This window comes from Rhizocola hellebori (assembly GCF_016862955.1).
Lineage (GTDB): Bacteria > Actinomycetota > Actinomycetes > Mycobacteriales > Micromonosporaceae > Rhizocola > Rhizocola hellebori.
Genome location: NZ_BONY01000002.1, coordinates 249,283 through 272,724 on the forward strand (window position 1 = coordinate 249,283; position 23,442 = coordinate 272,724).

Below are 23,442 nucleotides of genomic sequence, written 5' to 3' on the forward strand. Positions count from 1 at the left end.
CACAGGTCAGCGCGGACTGAGCGTGCGCGGCAGGCCGAAGTACGACAGCACGCTGTCCTCGAAGCGGGACAGGGCGCAGACCCGCTCGCCGCGCACGGTGACGGTGATCAGGCCGGTGGCGTGGCGTAGCCCGGTGGCCCCACGCAGGTAGGTCCCGAAGGCCGGCCCGCCGTTGGCCCGGGTCGGGACCAGCTCGAACCTTCTTCCGGAGCCGAACAGGTGGCCAAAGAACCTGCCGACCACCTCTTTGCCCTGGTACTCGAAGGGCATCGGCGGCATGGAGATGAACACATCGTCGGTGAGCAGGGCTACCAGCGCGTCGACGTCGGCTGACTCGTAGGCGCTGACGAACTTCGCCACCGTCGCCCTCTCCCCCGGTGAGGGTGCGGCCGGGGTCGGGTCGGCTTGCGCGGGCCTGCCGTGCAAGGTGGCACGTGCCCGTTTCAGGGCACTGTTGACCGAGTCGACAGTCGAATCCAGCATCTCGGCGGTCTCCGCGGCGGCAAAGCCCAGGACATCGCGCAGGACAAGCACGGCGACCTGGCGGGGAGGCAGCATCTGCAGCGCGGCGATGAACGCCAGCGAGATGGATTCGGTCAGCTCATAGCGGGCTTCCGGGCCGGGCGGCACGCTAGACGTACCCTCCAAAAGAGCGTCTGGAAAGGGCTGCAGCCACACGACCTCGCCCAGGCTGGTCGGCTCCGGCGGCGCCTGCACGCCGGGGACGTTCCACTCCTGGGCCGGCCGGCGGCCAGCCGCACGACGCGCGTTGAGGCACCGGTTGGTCGCTATCCGGTAGAGCCAGGTGCGCATCGAGGCACGCCCTTCGAACCCGCCCAGGCCCTGCCAGGCGGCCAGCAGCGTCTCCTGCAGAACGTCCTCGGCGTCCTGGAAAGAGCCGAGCATCCGGTAGCAGTGCACCTGCAGCTCCCGGCGATAGGGCTCGATCAGCTCGCGGAAGGCATCCTCCTGCCCGGCCCGAGCCCTTGCGAGTAGATCAGCTGTCATCAGTTCCACCTTAGTGCCGCCTTCCATTGCCTTGTCTGTACAGACACCGGCCGGGCGGCCAACTGGGCGGTGGCGCGATCCGAAGGTGGCACAGTGGAGCGGTGAGCGATCTGTTGCTGCGCGGTGCTCGGGTTCTCGACGTGGTCGCCGGGGTCTACCTCGACAATCACGATGTGCTGGTCAGGGCCGGGCGGATCACCGCGGTCGGGCGTGACCTGAGCGCAGACGACGTGCCCGCGGTCGACCTGACCGGCCGCACGTTGCTCCCCGGGCTCATCGACTGCCATGTCCATCTGCTCGCGGTCACCGCGGACCTGGCCTCCTTGCATACCGCTTCGCCGATGTATGTCGGCGCGCAAGCGGCCGTGCTCATGCGGGAGATGCTCGCCCGGGGCTTCACCTCTGTACGCGACAACGCCGGCGCGGACTACGGCCTGGCCCAGGCGCAAGCCGACGGTCTGCTGCCGGGGCCTCGGGTGTTCTTCTGCGGGCGGGCCTTGTCACAGACCGGCGGCCACGGCGACTCGCGCCGCCGCGGTCAGCACACCATCGACACCTACCCCTGCTGCCCGGTGATGACACGGGTCGTTGACGGGGTGGACGCGATCCGCCAGGCGGCCCGCGAAGAGCTGCGCAACGGCGCGCACCACATCAAGATCATGGTGTCGGGTGGTGTCGCATCACCGACCGACGAGGTCGACGCGACGCAATACTCCCTCGACGAAATCCGGGCGGTCGTCGAGGAGGCTCAGGCCGCGGGCAAATACGTCTCCGCGCACGCCTATCCCGGCGCGGCGATCAGCCGGGCGGTGCGGTGCGGCGTGCGGTCGATCGAACACGGCAACCTGCTCGACGAACAGAGCCTGGAGCTGATGGTCGAGCACGGCACCTTCCTGACGCCCACGCTGACCACCTACTGGGCCCTGAAAACCGAAGGCCCCCAATGGGGCTGCCACCGGCCAGCCACGCCAAGGTCGATGCGGTCCTCGATGCCGGGCTGGAAGCCTTGCGCCTGGCCCACCTGGCCGGGGTCAAGCTCTGCTACGGCACCGACTGCCTCGGCGGAATGCAACGACATCAGTTGCGCGAGTTCACGATCCGCGCCCAGGTCCAGCCGGCCATCGAGGTGATCCGGGCCGCCACGGTCAACGCCGCCGAGCTGCTGGGCCAGACCGGCCGGCTCGGCGTGATCGCCGAAGGTGCCCACGCCGACCTGGTCGTCGTCGACGGTGACCCGCTCGCCGACATCTCCGTCCTGGTGAGCGCCAACGGCACCCAGCCGGCCGTCATCCAGGCCGGCCGGGTGGTGTCGGGAACGCTGTGAGCCGCAAGCTTTTCACCACACGCAGCCGCGGGGCATGAACGCCCACGCGATGCCGCCGGCGAGCCGGTTGCCGTGCCATTTGGCCATAATCCACTGGCGATCCTTGGTGACGTAACGCACGTCGATCTGAACCCCGGCCGGCACGGTGCCCAGCGGGTGAACCGGCACGGCCGCACCGGAGCCGTAGGCCGCGTCGGCGCCGATGTTGCCGTAGGCGGCGCAATCCGTCCGGGCGGTGGTGACCTTGAGCCCGCCGCCTTTGTTCTCACTCCATACACCCCAAGGGCTGCACAGCGCGTCCACCGAACTGCTGGTGCAGAAAACCTGCTCCGAATGCCACCACCGCAACGTATCCGGCGATCCGTCGTCGTTGCTCGAACCCGACACGTTCGGGCCGCCCGCACAGCTCGACGACATGAAACCGCTGCGTTCGATGGCGAACTTGCGGGTCCCGTAGGCGTAGGCGCAGCCGTCGAAACTACCGGCGGCAAAACCCCACGGCCAGCGGGTGATGCCTTCGGAGTTGCCGGCAGCGGAGTCCCCGGTGTCACGGATGTCCATGTGGTCGAAGCTGGACTTCACGACACCGTCTGCGAACACAAAGTCCCGCGCGAAAAGATAGCCCACCATCGGGCCATTTGCCTTGTAGCTCAACAACACCCAGCCCGGTCCCATCCCCACCTGTGCCCACGAGTCTTCGGCGGCGGTCTTGACCCGGTTGACGCTGTATCCCCATGCCTGCGCCGGCGACGCGGGCCCCAGGGCCACCGCCGCCGCGAGCGATAAGGCCACCGTCACCGCGATTTTCGTGCTGCCCCTACGCATTCCAGAAACCTCCCCGGATGTCACCATCATCGATGGCAGCAAGCTATCCGGGTCTCCCGCGCGGCAGCAATGTGTTCCGGTTGGGATGGTCTCCCCAAAAACTCGGGCTCGGCGTTTGCCAGAATCGAGGCATGATTGGTCGTCTGGAGAAGACGGTGTTCGACTGTCCCGATCCTCGTGCGCTGGCGGCTTTCTATGCCGCGATCCTGGGCATGCGCATCAACGAGGACAGCGACAACTGGGTGGTCATCGGCACCGAGCCGGGTGCGCGCCAGTTGGCGTTTCAGCGTTCGGCGCGGCCGGCCGCCGCGCAATGGCCCGATCCGCAGCGTCCCCAGCAGTTACATCTGGACATCCGGGTCGATGACGTGGACGCTGCGGAGCGGGCAGTGCTGGCCCTAGGCGCCAGAAGGCTTCCGGGTGAGCTGGAGGGCCGGTTCCGGGTCTTCGCCGATCCGGCCGGCCACCCGTTCTGCCTTGTGTTCGGGCGACACACCAAGTGATGCTACTCGTCGCCGCAGACCAGCTGGGTGGAGACCGACCACGCCTCGGGGGCGCCGGTGGGGTCCGTCCGCACCGTGGTGGTTCCGTCGGTGTCCGCCGGAATGATCGATTGCAGCAGGGTGTGACCTGCCGAGTTGGCCTGGCTCATCCCGATGCCGTAGACCTGCTGACCGCCGCAGTCGGCGTCGCGGGTCTTGTCGCCGACAGTGCTGGCGCTGGCCTGCTGGACCCGGTTCAGGTTGCTGACCGCTGAGCTGTTGACGCAGACCCCGTAGGCCACGACGCTCCACGAGAAGGCCGTGCCGCTCTCGCGCTCGATGGCCCACACGTCCACCGACCTGAGGTCGCTGGTGATGGCGATGTCGTCGAGCACCACGTAAGCCGCTTGATCGAGGATGGACGCGCCGGCCGACAGGAGTTTTTTCGTGCCAGGGCAGGTGAGGTGGGCGTGCCGGGTGGTGGTGGAGTTGACCAGCGACTCCACCGACACGTACTCCAGGCCCGGCAGCCAGGGCCCGCAGATGGCGTAGCCGTGGACCCGCCAGCTGGAGGTGTAGTCGTTGGGCCGGATCTCGGCGCCGCCGACCGCCCACTGGGTCCAGTTCACGCCGCCGTCGATCGGCGCCGTGGCCGCGATGTGGACACGGCGCGCTCCGTTCCAGATATACCCGCCGCCGCCGTAGACGTGGGTGCCGTCCGGGCAGGTGACGGTGACGCTCTTCTGGGAAACCGAAGTGGTGGCGCTCTGATCGGCCACGACCACGACATCGCCGGGGTCGGCCAGGCTCGGCGCCGGGCCAGCGAGGATGGTGGCGGCCACGGTCATGGCGGCCACCGCGAGCAGAGACTTCACGCGCATGATGGTGCTCCTTTTCAAACGGCATCAACTGACGTTTGAAAGAGAGCGGCACCCGCGTCGCGCCAACAACTTTGCGGTGTCGCCAATCCGATAGTGCGCTATCTGGACGCGGCGATTGTTCCTTGCCACCAGTAGAACGAGTCCTTGGGTGTGCGCGTCTGGGTTTCAAAGTCGACGTGTACCAGACCGAAGCGTTCCTGATAGCCCGCGGCCCATTCGAAGTTGTCCAAAATGGACCAGACGAAGTAGCCGCGGACGTCGGCGCCCGCCGCGATGGCCTGGCTCAGCGAGTTCAGGTGCGCCTCGTGGTAGGCCACCCGGGCCGCGTCGTGGACCGCGCCGTCCTCCCCCACAGTGTCGTGATAGGAGCATCCGCTCTCGGTGATGTAGACCGGCGGCAGCAGCTGGCCGTAGCGCTCGTGGAAGGTGGTGACGATCTCACGAAGACCGTCGGGCACCACGGACCAGCCGAAGTCGGTCACCGGGTACCCGGTCAGCTCCAGCGGCTCGAAAGGCAGGCCTTCGGGCAGCCGGGCGCCCTCCATCGCGGAAGCTTTTCCTTGTGCGGCACCGGGAGCGGCGACCAGCACGGGCTGGTAATAGTTGATGCCGAACCAGTCCAGCGGCGTCGAGATGGTCGCCATGTCGTCTTCCCAGCCCTCGGGCATCCCCGCGCTGATCAGCGGATCAGGGTAGCTGCCGCGCAGGATCGGATCGGCGTACATCCAGTTGATAAGCGTGTCATAGGTTTCCGCGGCTTCGCGATCCGCGTCGGACTCCGAGGCGGCCCAGGTCGGGGCATGGTTGGAGGCGATCCCGATGTTGTCGCAACCGGCTGCCCGCAGCGCCTGGGTGGCAAGGCCGTGTCCGAGCAGAGCGTGATGCACCACGGGCAGGGCGCCGAACCCGAGGGACTTGCCGGGGGCGTGATGGCCGGTGGCGTAGCCGAACATGCTGAACACCACGGGCTCGTTGAGCGGCATCCACATGGGCACCCGATCGGCCAGACGCGACCCGACGATGGTGGCGTAGTCGGCGAACCGGTAGGCGGTCTCGCGCGACAGCCAGCCGCCCTCGTCCTCCAGCGCCTGCGGCAGATCCCAGTGAAACAGCGTGACAGCGGGTTTGATCCCGGCCGCCAACAGCTCGTCGACCAGCCGGTCGTAGAAGTCGAGGCCCTTGGCGTTCACGTCGCCGCGGCCGGCCGGCTGGATGCGCGGCCACGCGATCGAGAAGCGGTAAGCGTCGGCACCGAGCTGGCGGATGAGCTCGACATCCTCGCGATAGCGGTGGTAGTGGTCGCAGGCGACTTCACCGGTCTCGTTGTTGCGAACCCGGCCGGGTTCGGCCACGAACGTGTCCCAGATCGAGGTTCCGCGGCCGTCCTCTTTGACCGCACCCTCGATCTGATACGCCGCCGTAGCGACCCCCCACATGAAGTCCTTGGGAAACATTCTCACCGCACCGATCTGATCTGGTAGACGAACACCGCGCCGACGAGGCCGACAATGGCAGAAACGGAGTAGAGAGTCGAGTACCCCCCTAGGGAAGTGACGATCGGCGCGGCGATGACCGGAGCGAGCACCTGTGGCAACGCATTGGCGATGTTCAGCACCCCAAGATCTTTGCCTCGATCCACGGCGGCGGGCAGAACCTGTGTCAGCAAAGCGAAGTCGACCGACGTGTACACGCCGAACCCGAGGCCCAGGACGGCCGCGGCGACCATCGCCACCGTCCAGGTCGGCCACGCCGCCAGCAGGACGGCGGCGGCCGCCATGATGAGGCCGGCCCAGAAGACGAAGACCCGGCGTTTGCCCACCCGATCGGACCAGATGCCGGCCACCATCACCGACACGAGAAGCGATAAGGCATTGATCACGGTGAGGATCAGGACGCTGGCATCCGGATCCTCGACGCGGACCTCATCTTTGAGGAAGAACAGCAGATAAAGCAGGACGATCGAGTTGCCGAGGTTCATCAGGAAACGGGTCAGCCACGCCCACGCGAAGTCCGGGTAACGCCTTGGGCTGAGCCAGAATCCGCGCACCATCGCCGCCAGTTTCAGCGCGGGGCGTTCGCTGGCCGCCAGCACGACATCGCGGCGCAACACCACATAGGGCACCCAGGCGATCAGCACGAATCCGGCGCACACCAGATAGCCGCCGAAGGTGCCGCCGAGCAGCCCGACGCCGGCCACCGCCAGGCCGGTGCCGAGCATCACCCCGAAGATCTGGGCGATCCCGAAGTAACCGCCGGCCGTGCCGCGCTGAGCCACCGGCACCTGGTCGGGAATGGCCGCGGACAGGGCGGCGAACGGCGCGTTGAGCACCACCTGCACCAGACACCAGCCGGCCACGAGCAGCGCCACCGAGCTGGCCGAGCCGAGCAGGAGCAGGCTGGCCGCGCCGAGCACGCCACCGGCGGCGATCCAGGGGATCCGCTTGCCGAAGCGTGACGTGGTGCGGTCCGACAGCGCCCCCCACAGCGGATTAGCGACCATCGAAAACGCCGCGCCCACCCCCGCGACGAGCGCGAGGAGGTTCTCCTTGCCGTGCGGGGAGACCGCCTCGGCTTGGCGGGCCAACAGGATCTGCAGCGGCCCGTACCAGCCGACGAAGGTTCCGGCCACGGCCACCGAGAAGAAGGCGATCCACCGCGGCGCGACCTTGCCGGACGGTTCCGCCAACACGTCTACCACGGGCGTCATCCCCAATCCGAAAGAATTTCGCCGACAGCTTGCCCCGCGGGCGAGCACCCGTCAAGAACTCCTCCGCGGCGCTCGATGGCTTGATCGCGCCGATGACGAATGCTGTTGCTTGCGCCGAGCCGGTGAGATGATGTGCGGCAGAGGTGATTTTGTGCCGGTCGCAAACTTATTAGGGGTGTGCCGCGGTGGGGCATTTCTCGGTGCAGACCCTGGTCGAGGGTGAGGGCTTGGTGCTGGCCCTGTCCGGCGACTGCGACCTGGCCTGCCGGCAGGAGCTGACCGCTGTGCTGCACGCAGCCGTGGCCAAGGCGCCGCTGGTGGTGGTCGACCTGTCGAGTGTGCAGTTCATGGATTCCAGCGGTGTGCATTGCCTCGTCGTCGGGTACCAGAAGGCCATAGCCGAAGACAAGATTCTTTACGCGACCGGCGCCACCGGAGTGGTGGCGCACATGCTCGATCTGACCGGCATGGCCGAGTTGCTCGCGCCGCCGGCCGGGGACGGCCGATGAACAAGCGGGCCACCTATCACCACGCCGACGATCTGCACGATCTTCGCCTTTGGGCGCAGGAGTGCGCGCTGCGGGCCGGGTTGTCCTCGGAGCGTGCGGTGTTGCTGATGCTGGCCGTCAGCGAGCTGGCGAGCAATACGTTGCAGCACACCAGCGGCGGCGGCCTGGTCGAGGTGCGCGCTGAGAGCGGCGGGGTGGTCTGCGAGGTCACCGACGACGGACCGGCGGGCGCCCGGGTGCCGGCCACGATGCCACCGCCCACCGCTGTGGGCGGGCGAGGGCTGGCGATCGTGGAACAGGTTTGCGACGACGTGTCCATTCGCGCCGAGGGCAGGCGCACGGTGGTGCGGCTGTGGATGAGATCTGGCTAGGTTGCGCCGCTGGCGGCCTCGCCCGGCAGCACCCGGATGGCCAGAACGCAGGTGTCATCGAAGGTGCTGGGCTTGCTGACCAGTTCGGAGAGGCGGGCCAGGAGCTGGGAGTCCGGTGTGGACTTCAGCGCCGACAGATTGGCGATCAGGTTCTGCAGAGAATCGTCGGAGGTCGTGCCGCCGCGGCGCTCGATGAGCCCGTCGGTGAAGAACACGACAAGGTCGCCGGGATGCAGACCCACCGCGGCGTCGGTGTAGACGGCCTCGGCGGTCGCCCCGAGCAGAATGCCGTCCACCCTCGGCAGCGCCGCAGTCGCGCCGTTACGGGTGTGCAGCGGCAACGGATGTCCGGCTCGCGCCCACCGCAACGTGAGATCGGCCGGATCGAAGATCGCAACTATCGCGGTCGCGGTGGTACCCAGCTGAAGGCATAGCTCATTCAGGTGAGCCAGCAGCTGCGGTGGATCGCCGATGCCGATCCTCGCCCAGGCCTGCAGCGAATACCGCAGATGCGCCATAGCCGTGGCGGCGGCAAGGCCGTGGCCGACGGCATCGCCGATGGCCAGCACCACCCGGCCGTCGCGCAAGGCCAGCGTGTGAAACCAGTCCCCGCCGACCTGCAGCGTGCTTTCGGCCGGCAGGTAGCGCACCAGCACCTGCAGCCGTCCCAGCGTGAACGGCGCCGCCGGCAGCGGCTGAATGATCTGCTGCAGCTGCCCGGCCAGCCGGTGCTCGGCGAGCATGGACAGCTCCTTGCTACGCAGCTCGCCGCGCAGCTGTTCCACCGCCGAGCGAGAGGTCTCGGGCGCGGTGACGTCCTGCACCACCCCATAGATCTTGACCGGATGGCCTTCCGCGTCATTGGCCGTGTTCGCCAGCAGCCGCAGATGCTTGACCCCATCGCCGACTCGCACCCGGATGGTCAGATCGGAGACCATGCCCGTGTCCAGCAGCTGCCACGCGGCCTCGCGCAGCTGCTGATCCTCGGCAACGATCAGCGCCGTCTGTTCTGCCCGGGTCATCGGCCCGGCCGCCGGGTCACGTTCGAAGATCCGGTACATCCCCGGGGACCAGGCGACCTGGCCGGTGATCAGGTCGTATTCGCCCCAGCCCAGATTGCCCAGCAGCTCGGTCTGCTCCAGGCGGCGCTGGGCTTCGTCGAGGCGGTTCCACCACACCAGCAGACCGCCGCACACCCGATGCACGGAGATGTCGAACCGGGTCAGCGCAGCGACGCCGCTGCGCTGTTCCTGATGCTCGAAGCCGCTCAATGAGCCGGGCCGCCCATCGGCGAACACCTGGTGATACAGCTTCCACAGCGGGCCGCCGATCACCGTGGGATAAAGCTGGGCAACGGTTTGGCCAAGGCGTGCGTCGCCGGCGCGCCCGCCGATGTCCTGGGCGGCCGCACCCGCCGCGGCGAGCCGGAAGTCGATCACAGCACCGGTCGCGTCGGTGACGGGCAACAGCCAAGTGCATCCCGCGGGGATACCCGACAGCAGCTCGCGAACGATCGGCAGCATCGCCTCCCCGGCAGGTGGTGACAGGTCGCTGGCCATAAATCGCCTCCCAACGTCGCACATTTTAGGCGCGCTGCGACTTTGGGACTAGCGCCAATCAGTTTGCTGTGCAAACCTATTGGCATGACCACTGATTCATTGCCCGTCGGCGGCGATCCTCGCCAACTGCTGTCCGACGTGCGCACCCTCGCTCATCGGGTGCGTCTTGACCAGCGGGTGACCTGGGTTGCGCTGCTCGTGCTGGCCGCGGTGACATTCATAGCAATCCCTATCGACTGGTACGGCCTTGACGTGCACTGCGCGCCCGGTGCCTCAACGCAGCTCGTGCAGGAGGCTGACGCGTCGGTCTGCACGGTCTGGCGGCGGGGCGTGTTGCTCTACTGGCCGGCTGCGCTGCTGCTGGCCTACGCGGCAATCGCCGTCTGCTATGTGCGGGTGGCCCGCGAGCGCGGGCTGGGCGCCCGGGTGCTGCCCTATGCGATCACCGGCATCTCCCTGACCGTCTTGTTCACCGCCGCCTGGGTGGCGGCCAGCCTCTACTTCCCGGATCACCCGCAGCGGTTCCCCGAATGGGTGCTCGTCCTGGACCGCCTGATCACGCCGTGGGGCACCATCGGGGTGGCGCTGCTGGTGCTGGCCCGGCTGGAGCGCAACGTCGCACTGCTCGCGTTCACGTTGGGCTACCTGGCGATAGTGCTTGTGCCGCCGCACAATTTCGGCTGGGGCACCCACTGGGGTTATCAAGCGGACTTCGTACCACAGCAAGTAGTCAACGGAATCGTGCTGCTGCTGGGCGCGATCGGCTTCGCGGTGGCCCACCGGCGGCGCCGGTGACCGCCGAGACCGGGATCCCGGACCCGTCCGCCCATCCGGTCACCAGCCTTGATGAAGTGGTGCACCAGCGGGTTCGGCTGGGCATCCTCACCATCGCGCACGAGGCGCGCCGCGCCGAATTCGGCTACCTTCGCACCCAGCTGGACCTGACCGCCGGCAACCTGTCCAAGCACCTGAGCGTGCTGGAGTCGGCCGGCCTGATCGAGGTGGAGAAGGGCTACGCCGGCAAGCGCGGCCGGACCTGGATCACGCTCACCACCGCCGGCAGCGCCGCCCTCACCGACGAAATCGAACAGCTAAAACTGCTCATCGCCCGGGTCGAGACACTCGGCGCCTGACGCGTCCCGCAAGTCAAGCCGGTCTGCGGACCGGCTTGACTGCGAACGCGTTTGAAGCCGGGCGTCAGCGGCGGTTGCCCGGCCCGATCTCCCTTAAGCCTGCGGCCACATAGTTGCGCCACACCGGAAACGACTTTTCTCCCACCACAACAGACTTCCCGGCTCGCATGGCGGGGGCCATTTGGTCGACATGAATAACTAGGTGGCGGAGAGCATTCACGCGATTGCGGATCGTAAGGTTTGGCACATTGAGTGATGCCAGCACGATACCGAGGAGTTCATCGATGGCAGATCAGCCGCATCCCTCCACTCACTCCGAAGCGGAGCACCACGAGTGGATCCGGCAAGCGATAAGGGCAGGCAGGATTGCCTTCTACGCGACGCAGCTCGTAGCCTTTCTGGTCTCCCTTGGCCACAGCCAAGAGGACGCACGAAAGCGGGCCGGTCAGATCGCTGCCGGCGCTGGGATTGCCGGTGCCGGGCTGGCCCTGAGCGGCGAGCAAATCGAGGCAGAAGCGGAGAGGGTCGTGGCTCAGTTCTCCCGTTTTTTCGGGCACCTCTTCCGGTAGTCGCGCGCGTTGGTACCACTCGCGACCGAGGGTGCTGCGACCGGAGCCGAGAAGTCCATCCGACCGGGGATATCCTTCATAGCGGAACATGTCCGCTATAGTGGAACGGTGGCTGAGGGTGAGGGCCTGCTTTCCGGCGGGCTGTCGATGGCGGAGTTGGGTTTGCGGGTCCGGGCTCGGCGGCATGCGCAGGGGCTCGGGTTGGAACAGGTCGCGAAGTTGAGCGGGGTCAGCCGCAGCATGGTGTCCGATGTGGAGCGAGGCGCGAAGACACCGACCGTGCTGGTGCTGGACAGGCTGGCAACGGCCTTGGGCACCTCGATCGCCCGGCTGCTCGACGAGCCGGCCGGCGATGCGCTGGTGTTGCTGCGCAATAACCAGCAACGGGTGGTGAGCGATCCGGCGGGGTGGGAGCGGCGCATCCTGTCGCCGGTGCTGCCCGGCGTCGAGTTCGAGTTCATGCGCACAGTGCTGGGACCCCGCGTCGACGCGGGCGAGTTCTCGCCACATCAGTCTGGCTCGCGTGAGTACGTGGCGGTCGAGTCTGGTCGGCTCACGCTCACGGTCGACGGTCAGGTGTGCGTCCTGGAGGCTGGCGACTCGGTCTACTTTCCCGGCGACTGTCGTCACTCGTTCGCGAACGGCCAGGCTGCCGAGTGCGTGTACTACCTGGTGATGGACCTGGGAACGGTTGGGCCGCACCGGGATCGGGTGACGGGGAGCGTTGATGGATGAGCTGAGGCGTGCCGTGCGGACCGCCGCCGATCTGACCGTGGACTACCTCGCGGATGTCGGCGAACGGCCGGTGTGGCAACCGGTGAAGGAGAGCGACCGTAACTGGCTCACCGGCCAGGACTTGCCCGCGACAGGTCGGCCGCTCTCCGATCTGGTCGACGACGTCCACGCCCGCATGCTGGGGTATCCGATGGGTAACGGTCATCCTCGGTTCTTCGGCTGGGTGAACTCCGCGCCGTCCGCGGCGGGTGTCCTCGTCGCACCGATTGCCGCCGCGATGAATCCCAGCTGCGCCGGTGGGGATCACGCCGGCGTGCTGCTGGAGCACACCGTTCTGCGATGGCTTGCCGAACTGGTCGGCTTCCCGCACCGCCCCGGCGGCGGATTGCTGACCAGCGGCGCCTCCATGGCCACTGTGATCGCCCTGGCGGCCGCTCGTCAGCGCGCCGGGCACATGGACGGGCTCGACATCCGTGAGGACGGGCTCTACTCCCGCTCACCGATGGTCATGTATGTGTCCGCAGAGGGGCATAGCTGCCTACGCAAAGCCGCCGAGCTGCTGGGGCTGGGCAACCGGCAGGTGCGCGTGGTGCCCGTGGACGACACCTTCCGCATGAATGTCGGCGCGCTTCGCCATCTTGTGGCCCGCGACGTGGGAGAGGGGTTGCGCCCGTTCTGTGTGGCGGCCAGCGCCGGTACCGTCAATACCGGCGCCGTCGACCCGCTCGACGAGATCGCGGACATCGCCGCCGACCACGGAATGTGGCTGCACATTGATGGGGCATACGGAGCCCTCGGCGTCCTCTCCGGCAACGCCTCGGCCGACTATTCGGGCATGGCTCGGGCTGACTCGCTCGTCCTGGATCCGCACAAGTGGCTCGGCGTACCGGTCGACTGCGGATGCGTGCTCTGGCGTGACCCGGCATTGACGCGAGCCACATTCAGCCTGATACCCGCATATCTGCGTGACGACAACGAGAACGGGCTCGGCTGGTTCTCCGAGTACGGCCCGGAGCAAACCCGCCCGTTTCGGGCCCTGCGCGCCTGGGCCACCATGGCGCACCTCGGACGAGACGGCATCGCCGGGCTCGTCGACACGACCGTCCAGCTCGCACACACCTTGCAGGCGATGATCGAAGCCGCCGCCGACTTCGAGTTGCTGGCCCCGGTCGGCACGTCGATAGTCGCGTTCCGGTACCGCCCCGTCGACGACGAACAGTGTCTGGACGAGCTCAACCGCCAGATCCCGGCGGCCGTCCAGCACCGCGGACGTGCCTTCCTCACCGGTACGCGACTGGCCGGAACCGAGGCCCTTCGCGCCTGTCTGCTGAACCCGGCGACCACCAGAGACGACCTCGCCCTGCTGCTCGACGAGATCCGAGCGGCGGCGGAAATCCAAGCGGCGCAGGTCTTCCCGTGACACTTCGATCACGCCCACCGGCTCGACCGGCTCGCCCAGGCGTGTGACCTAGCGGCAGAACAGGTACACGAGATGCTGTGGCTTTCCGGTTTCAGCGCCGACTGTGATCGGGGACGTTACGGTTCCGCCGCGCAGGTGCGCACGCGGATACGCGCCACCCTGGCTCAGGCGGGGAACGGTCCGCTACCGACCAGGCGGACAGACGAGCCCGCTTCTTCCTGCTGCAGCATCGCTCGTCCTCTCGCCCCCGTGGACAGCTCGAGGGAGATGTTCTCCCCCACCGATCCGAAGTAGTCTGCGTGCGGGTCGTCGGGAAGGAAGGTGCCCGACCATGACTCGAGGCCATCTTGGTCTACCTGACCGCTCAGCCGCGCGTCACCGTGTTGCCGGCTTCCGTCGAGCAGGTCGAGCGAGGCCCGGCCTTCAAAGTTGCTCATGGGGCTCAAAGCTAAGGCGTGTGCCCAGGTGTGTCAAAAGCGCGCCACAGCACGGCCCGTACGCTCGGCGGCGTGACTGATGCCAAAGCCGCCATCGACGCTCTGACCGCAGCCTTCTTCGAGGCCTTCAGCAGTCCCGATCACGTGCCGAACATCGCACGGTTGTTCATTCCCCAAGGAATGATCATTAAGAACCTGGACGCGCAACCGGTGGTCTATTCCGTGCCCGAGTTCATCGCACCCCGCGTCGAGTTGCTGGCCAGTTCCCGGCTGACCGACTTCACCGAAGCCGAGACCACCGAGCTGACGCAGATCTGGGGCAACGTAGCGCAGCGCTGGAGCAGCTATCGCAAGTCCGGGATCCTCGACGGGCAGCCCTTCACCGGTGGCGGCCACAAGAGCAGCCAGTTCGTCAACACACCAGAGGGTTGGCGGTTCTCTTCGCTCATCTGGGACGACGAGCCGACCACCTGAAACCAATTGCTACACCTGGTCTATCGGGTGAATGGGGACTGTGCCTCGCGGACATTGACGAGCATGCTGGTCCTCGTGCGGTGGATGGGGTGGGCGGCGACTGTCGGCGCCATGCTTGGGATCTTGCTGGTGTTCGCCTTCCTGGGATGGTGGCTGTCCGGTGTGGACCTGGCGCGGGCAGATCAGATCGCAAGCGTGGGCGGCTTTTTCGTGGGGCTGCTGGCTGTGTTGCTGCCGACCTCGGTGCTGGTGTGGCGTCACTCCAGGAGCCGCTGGCCCAAAGCGGACTCCCGGCCCGCGCCCGCCGATAGCCAGGTGGCGAACGTCGATACCCTTGCGGCCGCGGCTTCGCGCCAGCGATTCGCCCCCGCGCCCGGGGAGGACACCCTGCTCGACCGGGTGACCAGCCTCGTGGAGATCCGCTATCGGGAGCAGGGCCACACCATCGTCGCGTTGCCGTCTGCTGCGGGGGAAGCCGGCCGGCTGAGGGTCACCGTACAACGCGCCGAGCTGGGGGCACGGTCATATGCGAAAGAGCTGTTGATCGGCGTCCGCGATGGCGAGGTGGCCGCCGACGATCTGCACAGCTTCTTCGCCGTCTACCGGCGCTATCGCGGGCCGGGGCTGGATGCCGTGTTCATCCACGACGGTGCGCCTGCTTCGGCGCAGCTTCGCCGGCTGGCCAACGAGAACGGGGTCGAGCTGCTCAGTTTCCTGCAGTACAAGGGCGGCTACGATCCTCGCCCCTATGCCGCTCGGCAAGCCGAACGGCTGGGCGGCGATGCCCGGTACCCACCAAATCTTTATGTGGCACAGCGCTACACCATGATCGACACGGCTTCGCCGGGCACCGGTGCCACTGTCCATTCCGGACTGCTTGAGCAGATTCTGTTCTGGCTCACCGAGCCGGCCGGCCGTTTCGTGGTCGTGTTGGGGCCCTTCGGTTACGGCAAAACGTTTTTGCTGCGCCAGCTGGCCAGAGTCATGCACCAGCAGGCGCATCGGGTGGTCCCGGTCATCGTGCAGCTGCGCGATCTCAAAGAGGTCGCCCAGGTGGAAACCCTGGTCGCCCGGCAGCTCAGCGAGGACGGCGAAGGGCCGGTGGACCTCGAGGACTTGCGTAATCTGCTGCGCGACGGCTATTTTGCGTTGCTTTTCGACGGCTACGACGAGTTGGCCACCAGGGTGGGCTGGGAGCAGGCGGCCGAGCAGCTGCGCGCGTTCGCCAACGTGGCCCAGGACCGTTGCAAGATTGTGCTTACCGGCCGCGACCACTATTTCCTCACCGACGATGAGGTGCTGATGGGCCTGGGTGGCCGGCTTCTCACCGTGGCCGGCCGGCGGGTGGTGCGCTTGGCCCATTTCGACGACGACCAGATCGTGGAGTTTCTGAGGCACCGCCTCGGCAGCGACAGCGCCGCCCGAGAACGGTTGCGCCTGCTGCGAAATGTCGACAGCCTGGCGGAGCTGGCACGCAACCCGCGGATGCTGGACTTCATCGCGCGAATCGACGAGTCGCACCTGCGCAACGCCGGTGGCAGCCGCGCCAAAGCCGCAGCCCGGCTCTACCGCGAGGTGCTGCACCAGTGGCTGGAAGGGGAACAGGCCCGGCTGAGCCACACCGTGCCCGCCGATCTGCCGACGCCGCAACAACTTTGGCAGACCGTCATCGACCTGGCGGCCCGGATGTGGCGCTCCGGCGAGCAGTCGATCGGCCTGGACGATCTTGACGAGTCTGTGGACGGGCTGGCCCGGCGTCTGGTCGAGCAGGCGTCGGGTCCCGGCGTTCGTGATTTTGCCGGGGTAAGGGCCGACGCCTCGCATCTGATCGGCACCAGCACATTGCTCGTGCGCGACGGCCAGAGCCGGTTCCGGTTCATGCATCGTTCGGTGATGGAATGGCTTGTCGCCACCCACATCCACAGCCTGCTCGCGGCGGGCGATCCGTTGCCGTGGCCGCTGTGCGACGAGGTCTCCGACCTTATGATCAACTTCGTTTGCGGGCTGGACGACGAGGGTGCGGCGCTGCGCTGGGCGATGGTGGTGCGCCAGGACGAGCTCAGCCCGGCGGGCGCCTCCATCAACGCCTTCAACATACTCAAGATCCTCGGTGTGGATTCGCTCGGCCCGGCGCGGCTGGCCGGCAAAGACCTTCGCGCGGAAGACCTTTCGGGCCAGCAGCTCGCCAACGCCGACCTGTCCGGGGCGAATCTGGCCGAGGTGATCCTCAACGACGCGGATCTGTCCGGCGCGAAACTCGACGAAGCGATCCTGATCGGCGCACGGCTCAACGAAGCCTCGCTGCGCAACGCCACGCTGCGCGGCGCCGACCTCACCGGCGCCCGGCTGCTGGGCGCCGACCTCACCGGCGCCGACCTGAGCCACGCCATCTTCCGGCGGGCTGCCCTGGTCGGCGCCAAACTCGACGCACAAGCCTTGGCGCACAACGATTTCGCCGGAGCAGTCCTGCCCGGACACGGGCCGGCCCGGCCGCAATTTCGCCCGGCCCGAACCCGTACCGCGGCGGTGGCCATCGACAACGCCAGCGGGCTGGTCGCCGCCGGTGGCTCCGACGGCACCCTGCGGCTGTGGGACTCGGCCAGCTTCGAGCTGATCCGCCTGCCGGCCGGGCATACCGGCCCGATCTGGTCGGTCGCGTTCAACGCGGCCAAGGCGCTGCTGGCCAGTTCCGGCCAGGATGGACGGGTCAGGCTGTGGAACACCGGCGACGGCGAGCCCATGCTCACCCTCGAACACGGCGGCGGGCCGGTGCGCTCGGTCGCCTTCGCGCCCGATGGCGCCACCGTTGTCAGCGGCGGCAACGACGGCGCAGTCGCCTTGTGGGACACCAGCACCGGGGCGCGCCTGGCCACCCTCGCCGACGAAGGCCGGTCAGTGTGGGCGGTCACCCACTCCTCCACCGGGACGATCGCCGCCTGCTCGGCCGACGCCACGATCCGGCTGTGGGACACCAGCAGTCTTGAGCGTCCGCGCCAGCTGGCGTCCGATCAGGACACGGTGTGGTCATTGGCTTTCAGCGCCGACGGCCAGCTTCTTTTCAGTGGCGGCAACAATGGCAGCGTCCAGGCCTGGCTCCTACCCACCGGACGGCTCGCCTACACGGTCACGGCCGGGTCCGGCCCGGTGTGGTCGGTGGCGACCTCCCCGGACGGCATGGTGGCGGCCGGGGGCGCTGACGGCGTAGCCAGTGTCTGGGACGGCGCCGACGGCACCTTGCGGCATCGGCTCGCGGGCCACGACGGGCCGGTATGGGCGGTGGCGTTCGAGCCGCACCACCAGTGGCTGGTCACCAACGACGGCACGGTGCGCATCTGGGATCTGCACACCGGTGACCTGTTGCGCTGTCTCACCGGCAGCAACTACGCCACCACCTCGCTGAGCCTGGCAGGCAACGGGATCCTGGCCAGCGCCGGCGACGACGGGGTCATCCGGCTCTGGGATCCCGTGCAGGCAAAGCGTTTGCGGCACCTGCCTGGCCACACCCGGCCCGGTCGCACCAGCCCGGTACGGGCGGTGGCGTTGTCCGGCGATGGGCGCTGGATGGCCAGCGCCACCGATCTGGTACAGGTCACCGACATCGCGGACGGGTCCGACGTCTGGAATTTCTCAGACTTTGTGGGCCCGGTGCGAGCGCTGGCCTTCTCCCCCGACGCACAGCACCTGGCCAGCGGGTGCGACACCGTGCGCATCACCGAGTTCCGGACCGGAAACGTGCTGCGTGAGCTGCCTGGACACGCGGGCTCGGTGCGCGCTGTGAGCTACTCGCCGGACGGATCACAGATCGCCAGCGGCGGCGACGATGACGTGGTGCGCATCTGGCAAGCCCACCGAGGCGAGCTGCTTGGATCCCTGAGCGGCCACGTCGGCTCGGTGCAGGCGCTGGCTTACAGTCCCGACGGGCGGGAGCTGGCCAGCGCCAGCGACCGCATCCGGCTGTGGGACATCCGCCGCGGGCAGTTGCGTGCCGAGATGACCGCGCACGGCGGCGCCGTGCGTGCCGTCGCCTACTCCCCCGATGGCAAGCTGCTCGCCAGCGCCGGTGAAGACTCCGTGGTAAGGGTCTGGGACGCCGCCAACGGCAGGCTCATCCGGGAGCTGGACAGCGAATCCGGCTCGTCCTGGGCGGTGGTGTTCCTCGGCCCGAACCGGCTGGCAAGCTCCGGCGATGACGGCACGATCCGGGTGTGGGATTGCCACACCGGGATTGGGGAACTCATCATGCTGCCACTGTCGGACACGGGCTGGGTGGCGTTGGCCGGCGACGGCCGGTACAAGATAGACGGGGTGGTGACGGGTGAGTTCTGGTATTCGATCGGCATGTGCCGTTTCGAGCCCGGCGAGCTCAACGCCCACCTGAAGGCGATCCGGCCGGTGGCGCTGTCCGATCCGCTGCCTTGACCCAGCTACCTGCCGCCGAGCCGGCCGACCACCTCCGCGTGCAGCTTGCCGTTGGTGGCGATGGCGTTGCCGCCGTTGGGGCCTGGGGTGCCCTCGATATCGGTGAACTCGCCACCGGCCTCCAGCACGATCGGCACCAGGGCCGCCATGTCCCACACCGCCAGCTGAAGTTCCACCACTATGTCCAGCGCGCCTTCGGCAAGCAGCATGTATCCGTAGAAGTCTCCGTAGGCGCGGCTGCGCCAGGTGTCGCGCATGAGATCGAGCATCGGATCCAGGCGGCCGATCTGCTCCCATTCCGGCAGCGACGAATAGCAGAACGAGGCGTCCTCGAGCCGCTCGACTTGCGAAACCCTGATCCCTGAGGCGATCGTGCCCTGCCGATCGACATGCGCACCGGCCCCGGCCGACGCCCACCAGCGCCGGCTCAGCGCTGGCGCGGACACCACTCCCACCACCGGTTTGCCCGCATCCACCAGCGCTATCAGGGTTGCCCACAGCGGCACGCCCCGAACGAAGTTCTTGGTCCCGTCGATCGGATCAATGATCCATTGCCGTGCCCCACGTTCACCCTTGGTGCCGAACTCTTCGCCGAGCACCGCATCTTCCGGGCGGGTGCGCTCCAGCGTGGCCAGCAGCGCCTGCTCCACGGCGGTGTCGGCATCCGACACCGGGGTGAGATCCGGCTTGGCCCGTACCTGCAGATCAAGGGCCAGGAAACGTGCCATCGAGATGGCGTCGGCGGTGTCAGCCAACGCCAAAGCCAATGCCAGATCGGCCTCGTACTGGGACATCGACATAGCGTATCAGCTTGCCGCGAACAGGCGAGGCCGCTGCGAGATTTGTCCGAAGTGGACCGATAGACTGCCCGCATGGCAGCTCAGGATGAACCGGCCCGGTCGGTGGTGGAGGCGGCGACCGCGGTCGACACCCTCGCCGATCTGGCCAAGCTGCTGCGCCAGCTGCGCCGGCGACATGCGCGTCTGGGCGACGGCCGGGAGCTGACCTACCGTGAGATCGCCGCGAAAACCGGGTGGTCACCGGCGATGGTCGGGAGCTATCTGACCGGCACGGCGCTGCCTCCAACAGATCGATTCGATGTGCTGGTCTGCCTGTTCGGTGCGGGGCCCAAGGAACAGGGTGCGCTGGCCACCGCCCGGGACAGGGTGGCCGAAGGACGCCACCAGACCGAAACGCCCCAGCGGTCCGGCTCGGCGGACCCCATCGTGCCCAGGCAGCTTCCGTTGCCGGTGGCCGGTTTCACGGGCCGCGCCGAGCATCTGGCCAGCCTGGACACTGTGCTCGCGGAAAGGATCGCCACCTCGACGACGGCGATCTCGGCGGTGCTCGGCCCGGCCGGCATTGGCAAGACCGCCTTGGCGGTGCACTGGGCGCATCGCGTCGCCGACGGTTTCCCCGACGGCCAGCTTTACGTGAACCTGCGCGGCTTCGATCCCAGTGGGACACCCATGAGCCCGGCCGAGGCGGTACGCGGTTTCCTCGACGCGTTCGGCGTGCCGCCGGAACGGATCCCGGCGAACCTGGAGGCGCAGCTGGGCCTGTACCGCAGCCTGATGGCCGACCGGTGCGTGCTGGTGGTCCTGGACAACGCCCGCGACGCCGGCCAGGTGCGGGCGCTGCTGCCCGCCGGCCGCCGATGCGCGGTGGTGGTGACCAGCCGCGATCACCTCACCGGCCTGGTCGCGGCCGACGGCGCCCACACGGTGGTGCTGCCAGTCCTGAGCGGTGTTGAGGCGCGTGACCTGCTGGCCGGGCGGCTCGGCGCGGCCCGGGTCGGCGCGGAACCCGAGGCCGCCGCCGACATCGTCGAACGCTGCGCGAGCCTGCCACTCGCGTTGACCTTGGTGGCGGCCCGTGCCTGCGCCCATCCTGGCTTTCCGCTAGCCGCGCTCGCCGCCGAGCTGAGGGTCGGCGCCGCGGGCTTGGACACGTTCGACAACGCTGATCCGGCAATGGATGTGCGCCAGGTGTTCTCGTGGTCGTACAGGGAGCTGGGTGCCGATGAGGCACGCCTGTTCCGAGCTCTGGGCCTGCATCCCGGACCCGATGTCAGCGTCGCGGCCGCGGCCAGCCTTGCCGCGCTGCAGCGGCCGGCGGCTGGGCGGCTGCTGGCCGGGCTGGCCCGGGCGCATCTGGTCGTGGAACACGTACCGGGCCGGTTCACCTGCCACGACCTGCTACGCGCCTACGCCACCGAGCTGGCGCAGACCGTCGACACCGAAGCTGACCGGCACGCCACCCAACACCGGATTCTGGACCACTACTTGGGGACGGGCTACGCCGGATCAATGCTGCTCAATCCGCAACGCGATCCGATCGTCGCGGTGGCGGCGCAGGCCGGGGTCACCCCCGAGGAGCTGGCCGACCGGGCACAGGCCCTGGCCTGGTTCACCGCCGAGCACGCCGTCCTGCTCAGGGCGGTCGAGCTGGCCGCTGCCAACGGTTTCGAGCTTCACACGTGGCAGCTGGCCTGGGCTCTGACCAACTATCTGCAGCGGCTGGGGCATTGGGACGACCAGATCGCCACCCAGAGCGCCGCGCTGGCATCGGCCAGGCGCTCCGGCGACCACACCGGACAGGCCAGCGCCCACCGGCACCTCGGCCGTGCCTACACCTGGCTCGGCCGGCTCGACCAAGCCCAGACTCAGCTCGAAATGGCTTTGGAATTGTTGCGCCGCTTGGGCGACGAGGCCGCCCAGGCCCATGTCCATCTCGATCTCGGGATGACCTTCGACCGCCAGGCCGATCATCCTCGCGCGCTGGAGCATTCGCAGCACGCACACCGGCTGTTCTGCGCGGCCGGGCACCGCTCCGGGCAGGCCAACGCGCTCAACGCTGTCGGCTGGGAGCATGCGCAGACCGGCGACTACGAAAAGGCGATTGAACACTGCCAGCAGGCACTCGCGCTGCATCGCGAAGTCGGCGACCTGCACGCTCAAGCGGGCACTCTGGACAGTCTCGCCTTCGCCCATCGCCACCTCGGCCAGCATCGGCTGGCGGTCGACTGCTACCAGCAGGCGCTGCAGGTCTATCAGGAGGCCGGCGACCGGTTCTACCAAGGCGAAGTCCTGAGCCATCTCGGCGATGCCCACGCCGCCGCGCTGGACCACGACTCGGCCCACGACGCCTGGGCGCAGGCGCTCGCCATCATGGAAGAACTCGGCCATCCAGACACCGAGCAGGTTCGCTCGAAACTGTCGTGAGTGGACTCCTCACGCCACCGCGGCAGGGCGCAGCCGCCTGGCCGTGTCGCCCAGTCCCAGCTGTCCGTAACTGTTGTCTCCCCAGCAGAAAAGCGCCCCGCTGACACGGATCCCGCAGGTGTGGGTGGCGCCGGTCTGCACCGCCGACCAGGCGCCCTCACCGTTGAGACGCCGCGGGGCGTTGCGCGAGGTCGTGTCGCCGATGCCGAGCTGCCCGAAGGCATTCCAGCCCCAGCAGAATCGGGTGCCGGTGGTGAGCACCGCACACGCCTGAAGGCCCGCAGCGCTTACCACAGCCCAATTGGTGGCGGACGACACCTGCGCCGGGCTTTGCCGGCTGGTGAAATCGCCGACGCCGAGGGCACCTTCGCTATTGTTTCCCCAGCAGAACATCCGGCCGTCCGCCCGGATGCCGCATGAGAAAAACTCCCCCGCCGCCAAGGAACGCCAAGCGCCTTCATTCACCACCCGGATCGGCCGGGTCCGCGTCGTCGAGTCGCCGAGTCCAAGCTGCCCGTCGGCATTCAGACCCCAGCAGTAGCGGTTGCCGTCTGTGCGCAGCCCGCACGTATGATTCAGGCCGGCCGACACCGAGGCCCACGCCGTGCCCACCAAAGCCGGCGCGGCCCGGCCGACGGTGTCGCCCACCCCGAGCCGCCCGAACTCGTTGGTCCCCCAGCAGTACAGCCGTGCGGCGACAGACACGCCGCAGGTGTGGTAGCCCCCGGCGCTCACCGACTGCCACGTCACTTCGCCTGGCGCGGTGGCCGGCTCCGCCCGGTCGTCGAGGTCGCCGAGCCCAAGCTGCCCATCGGTATTGCGGCCCCAGCACCATCGCGTGCCGTCGGTCGTCAGGCCACACGCATGCGAGTAGCCCAACGACAACGAGGCCCAGCTGTCGTCCGTACCGACCTGGGCCGGAATGGCACGGTCCACAGTGTCACCGACGCCGAGCTGCCCATGGTCGTTGCGGCCCCAGCACCACAGCGTCCCGTCCTCAGCGATCGCACAGGTGAAGTTGGCGCCCGTGGCGACCTGCAGCCACACCGCGCTGGCGTATGCGGCCGGTGCGAACACCACGGTCGCAGCCAACGCCGCCACAGCGGCCACTAAACGCCCACGCCAAGCCATGAACCGATCCATGGCACGCATCGTCCACCACGATGGACGCGCTAACCCCCCGCATCAGAAAACGCCGAACATCGCCAGACAACACCGTAGATAATCATCGCTTTCCCCACCCCATTGCGCCGGTCCAAAGTGGTCAATCGCCGTATCTCCCGGCGGCAACGCCACCTCCGTGCGTGGTCACCCCCGACGGCTCCGCCGCCGACCCCGCAAGCGCTAGATCATCCATATATCCGG

Annotated in this window: 22 protein-coding genes; 12 read left to right on the top strand and 10 right to left on the bottom strand. The window is 67.9% G+C overall.

Going from position 1 to position 23,442, the window contains the following annotated elements:
- Window positions 1-6: 6 nt before the first annotated feature.
- Window positions 7-1,008 (bottom strand): sigma-70 family RNA polymerase sigma factor, encoded by a 1,002-nt coding sequence (locus Rhe02_RS02990; protein WP_203906467.1) that lies wholly within the window; start codon window positions 1,006-1,008, stop codon window positions 7-9.
- Between the two features lie 101 nt (window positions 1,009-1,109).
- Here Rhe02_RS02990 and Rhe02_RS02995 point away from each other — a divergent pair, with 101 nt between their 5' ends.
- Window positions 1,110-2,138 (top strand): metal-dependent hydrolase family protein, encoded by a 1,029-nt coding sequence (locus Rhe02_RS02995; protein ID WP_203906468.1) that lies wholly within the window; start codon window positions 1,110-1,112, stop codon window positions 2,136-2,138.
- Entirely contained in the window at window positions 2,030-2,332 is a 303-nt protein-coding gene (locus Rhe02_RS50450; protein ID WP_275411041.1) for an amidohydrolase family protein, read from the top strand. Before Rhe02_RS02995 ends, Rhe02_RS50450 begins: the two co-directional genes overlap by 109 nt.
- Before the next feature lie 12 nt (window positions 2,333-2,344).
- Here the strand turns inward: Rhe02_RS50450 and Rhe02_RS03005 are convergent, their stop codons facing one another.
- A complete protein-coding gene (locus tag Rhe02_RS03005) occupies window positions 2,345-3,157 on the bottom strand; it encodes a hypothetical protein (protein ID WP_203906469.1) in 813 nt (270 codons plus the stop codon).
- Window positions 3,158-3,288: 131 nt separating this feature from the next.
- Between Rhe02_RS03005 and Rhe02_RS03010 the strand changes: the two genes are divergently transcribed.
- Entirely contained in the window at window positions 3,289-3,660 is a 372-nt protein-coding gene (locus Rhe02_RS03010; RefSeq protein WP_203906470.1) for a VOC family protein, read from the top strand.
- 2 nt (window positions 3,661-3,662) lie between these two features.
- Here Rhe02_RS03010 and Rhe02_RS03015 read toward each other — a convergent pair whose 3' ends face one another.
- The 3 genes from Rhe02_RS03015 to Rhe02_RS03025 all read right to left on the bottom strand — a co-directional run bounded on the left by Rhe02_RS03015 (window position 3,663) and on the right by Rhe02_RS03025 (window position 7,227).
- Window positions 3,663-4,520 (bottom strand): hypothetical protein, encoded by an 858-nt coding sequence (locus tag Rhe02_RS03015; RefSeq protein ID WP_203906471.1) that lies wholly within the window; start codon window positions 4,518-4,520, stop codon window positions 3,663-3,665.
- A gap of 98 nt (window positions 4,521-4,618) precedes the next feature.
- A complete protein-coding gene (locus tag Rhe02_RS03020) occupies window positions 4,619-5,974 on the bottom strand; it encodes a GH1 family beta-glucosidase (RefSeq protein ID WP_203906502.1) in 1,356 nt (451 codons plus the stop codon).
- 2 nt (window positions 5,975-5,976) lie between these two features.
- Window positions 5,977-7,227, bottom strand: a complete 1,251-nt coding sequence (locus tag Rhe02_RS03025; RefSeq protein WP_203906472.1) for an MFS transporter — start codon at window positions 7,225-7,227, stop codon at window positions 5,977-5,979.
- A 185-nt stretch (window positions 7,228-7,412) separates the two neighbouring features.
- Here Rhe02_RS03025 and Rhe02_RS03030 point away from each other — a divergent pair, with 185 nt between their 5' ends.
- Complete coding sequence (locus tag Rhe02_RS03030; RefSeq protein WP_203906473.1) at window positions 7,413-7,736, top strand: STAS domain-containing protein; 324 nt, start codon at window positions 7,413-7,415, stop codon at window positions 7,734-7,736.
- Complete coding sequence (locus tag Rhe02_RS03035; protein WP_203906474.1) at window positions 7,733-8,107, top strand: ATP-binding protein; 375 nt, start codon at window positions 7,733-7,735, stop codon at window positions 8,105-8,107. The genes Rhe02_RS03030 and Rhe02_RS03035 overlap by 4 nt, the downstream gene beginning before the upstream one ends.
- Here the strand turns inward: Rhe02_RS03035 and Rhe02_RS03040 are convergent.
- Complete coding sequence (locus tag Rhe02_RS03040) at window positions 8,104-9,666, bottom strand: PP2C family protein-serine/threonine phosphatase (protein WP_203906475.1); 1,563 nt, start codon at window positions 9,664-9,666, stop codon at window positions 8,104-8,106. The genes Rhe02_RS03035 and Rhe02_RS03040 overlap by 4 nt on opposite strands.
- A gap of 84 nt (window positions 9,667-9,750) precedes the next feature.
- On the opposite strand from Rhe02_RS03040, the gene Rhe02_RS03045 reads away from it, so the two are divergent.
- Window positions 9,751-10,461, top strand: coding sequence for a hypothetical protein (locus Rhe02_RS03045; RefSeq protein WP_203906476.1), 711 nt, complete (start codon window positions 9,751-9,753; stop codon window positions 10,459-10,461).
- Window positions 10,458-10,799 (top strand): transcriptional regulator, encoded by a 342-nt coding sequence (locus tag Rhe02_RS03050; protein WP_203906477.1) that lies wholly within the window; start codon window positions 10,458-10,460, stop codon window positions 10,797-10,799. The genes Rhe02_RS03045 and Rhe02_RS03050 overlap by 4 nt, the downstream gene beginning before the upstream one ends.
- Before the next feature lie 278 nt (window positions 10,800-11,077).
- Here Rhe02_RS03050 and Rhe02_RS03055 read toward each other — a convergent pair whose 3' ends face one another.
- On the bottom strand, window positions 11,078-11,458 hold the full coding sequence (locus Rhe02_RS03055) for a hypothetical protein (RefSeq protein WP_203906478.1): 381 nt from the start codon (window positions 11,456-11,458) through the stop codon (window positions 11,078-11,080).
- Between the two features lie 18 nt (window positions 11,459-11,476).
- Here Rhe02_RS03055 and Rhe02_RS03060 point away from each other — a divergent pair, with 18 nt between their 5' ends.
- Together Rhe02_RS03060 and Rhe02_RS03065 are read left to right on the top strand one after the other, a co-directional pair.
- Complete coding sequence (locus Rhe02_RS03060; RefSeq protein WP_239123247.1) at window positions 11,477-12,103, top strand: helix-turn-helix domain-containing protein; 627 nt, start codon at window positions 11,477-11,479, stop codon at window positions 12,101-12,103.
- Window positions 12,096-13,523 carry a pyridoxal phosphate-dependent decarboxylase family protein gene (locus Rhe02_RS03065; protein ID WP_203906479.1) on the top strand — a complete coding sequence of 476 codons (1,428 nt, stop codon included), beginning with the start codon at window positions 12,096-12,098 and terminating at the stop codon, window positions 13,521-13,523. The genes Rhe02_RS03060 and Rhe02_RS03065 overlap by 8 nt, the downstream gene beginning before the upstream one ends.
- Window positions 13,524-13,687: 164 nt before the next feature.
- On the opposite strand, the gene Rhe02_RS03070 is transcribed toward Rhe02_RS03065, so the two are convergent.
- Window positions 13,688-13,960, bottom strand: a complete 273-nt coding sequence (locus tag Rhe02_RS03070; protein WP_203906480.1) for a hypothetical protein — start codon at window positions 13,958-13,960, stop codon at window positions 13,688-13,690.
- A 72-nt stretch (window positions 13,961-14,032) separates the two neighbouring features.
- On the opposite strand from Rhe02_RS03070, the gene Rhe02_RS03075 reads away from it, so the two are divergent.
- A complete protein-coding gene (locus tag Rhe02_RS03075; protein ID WP_203906481.1) occupies window positions 14,033-14,434 on the top strand; it encodes a DUF4440 domain-containing protein in 402 nt (133 codons plus the stop codon).
- Window positions 14,435-14,497: 63 nt separating this feature from the next.
- The gene (locus tag Rhe02_RS03080) at window positions 14,498-18,853 is read left to right on the top strand and encodes an NACHT and WD40 repeat domain-containing protein (protein WP_203906482.1); all 4,356 of its coding nucleotides are present in this window, start codon (window positions 14,498-14,500) and stop codon (window positions 18,851-18,853) included.
- Window positions 18,854-18,858: 5 nt separating this feature from the next.
- Here the strand turns inward: Rhe02_RS03080 and hisN are convergent, their stop codons facing one another.
- Window positions 18,859-19,647 carry a histidinol-phosphatase gene (gene hisN / locus Rhe02_RS03085; RefSeq protein WP_203906483.1) on the bottom strand — a complete coding sequence of 263 codons (789 nt, stop codon included), beginning with the start codon at window positions 19,645-19,647 and terminating at the stop codon, window positions 18,859-18,861.
- A 78-nt stretch (window positions 19,648-19,725) separates the two neighbouring features.
- On the opposite strand from hisN, the gene Rhe02_RS03090 reads away from it, so the two are divergent.
- The gene (locus Rhe02_RS03090) at window positions 19,726-22,077 is read left to right on the top strand and encodes an ATP-binding protein (protein WP_203906484.1); all 2,352 of its coding nucleotides are present in this window, start codon (window positions 19,726-19,728) and stop codon (window positions 22,075-22,077) included.
- A 9-nt stretch (window positions 22,078-22,086) separates the two neighbouring features.
- Here the strand turns inward: Rhe02_RS03090 and Rhe02_RS03095 are convergent, their stop codons facing one another.
- Window positions 22,087-23,220: an RCC1 domain-containing protein gene (locus tag Rhe02_RS03095; protein ID WP_203906485.1), complete on the bottom strand. Its 1,134-nt coding sequence runs from the start codon at window positions 23,218-23,220 to the stop codon at window positions 22,087-22,089.
- Window positions 23,221-23,442 lie beyond the last annotated feature (222 nt).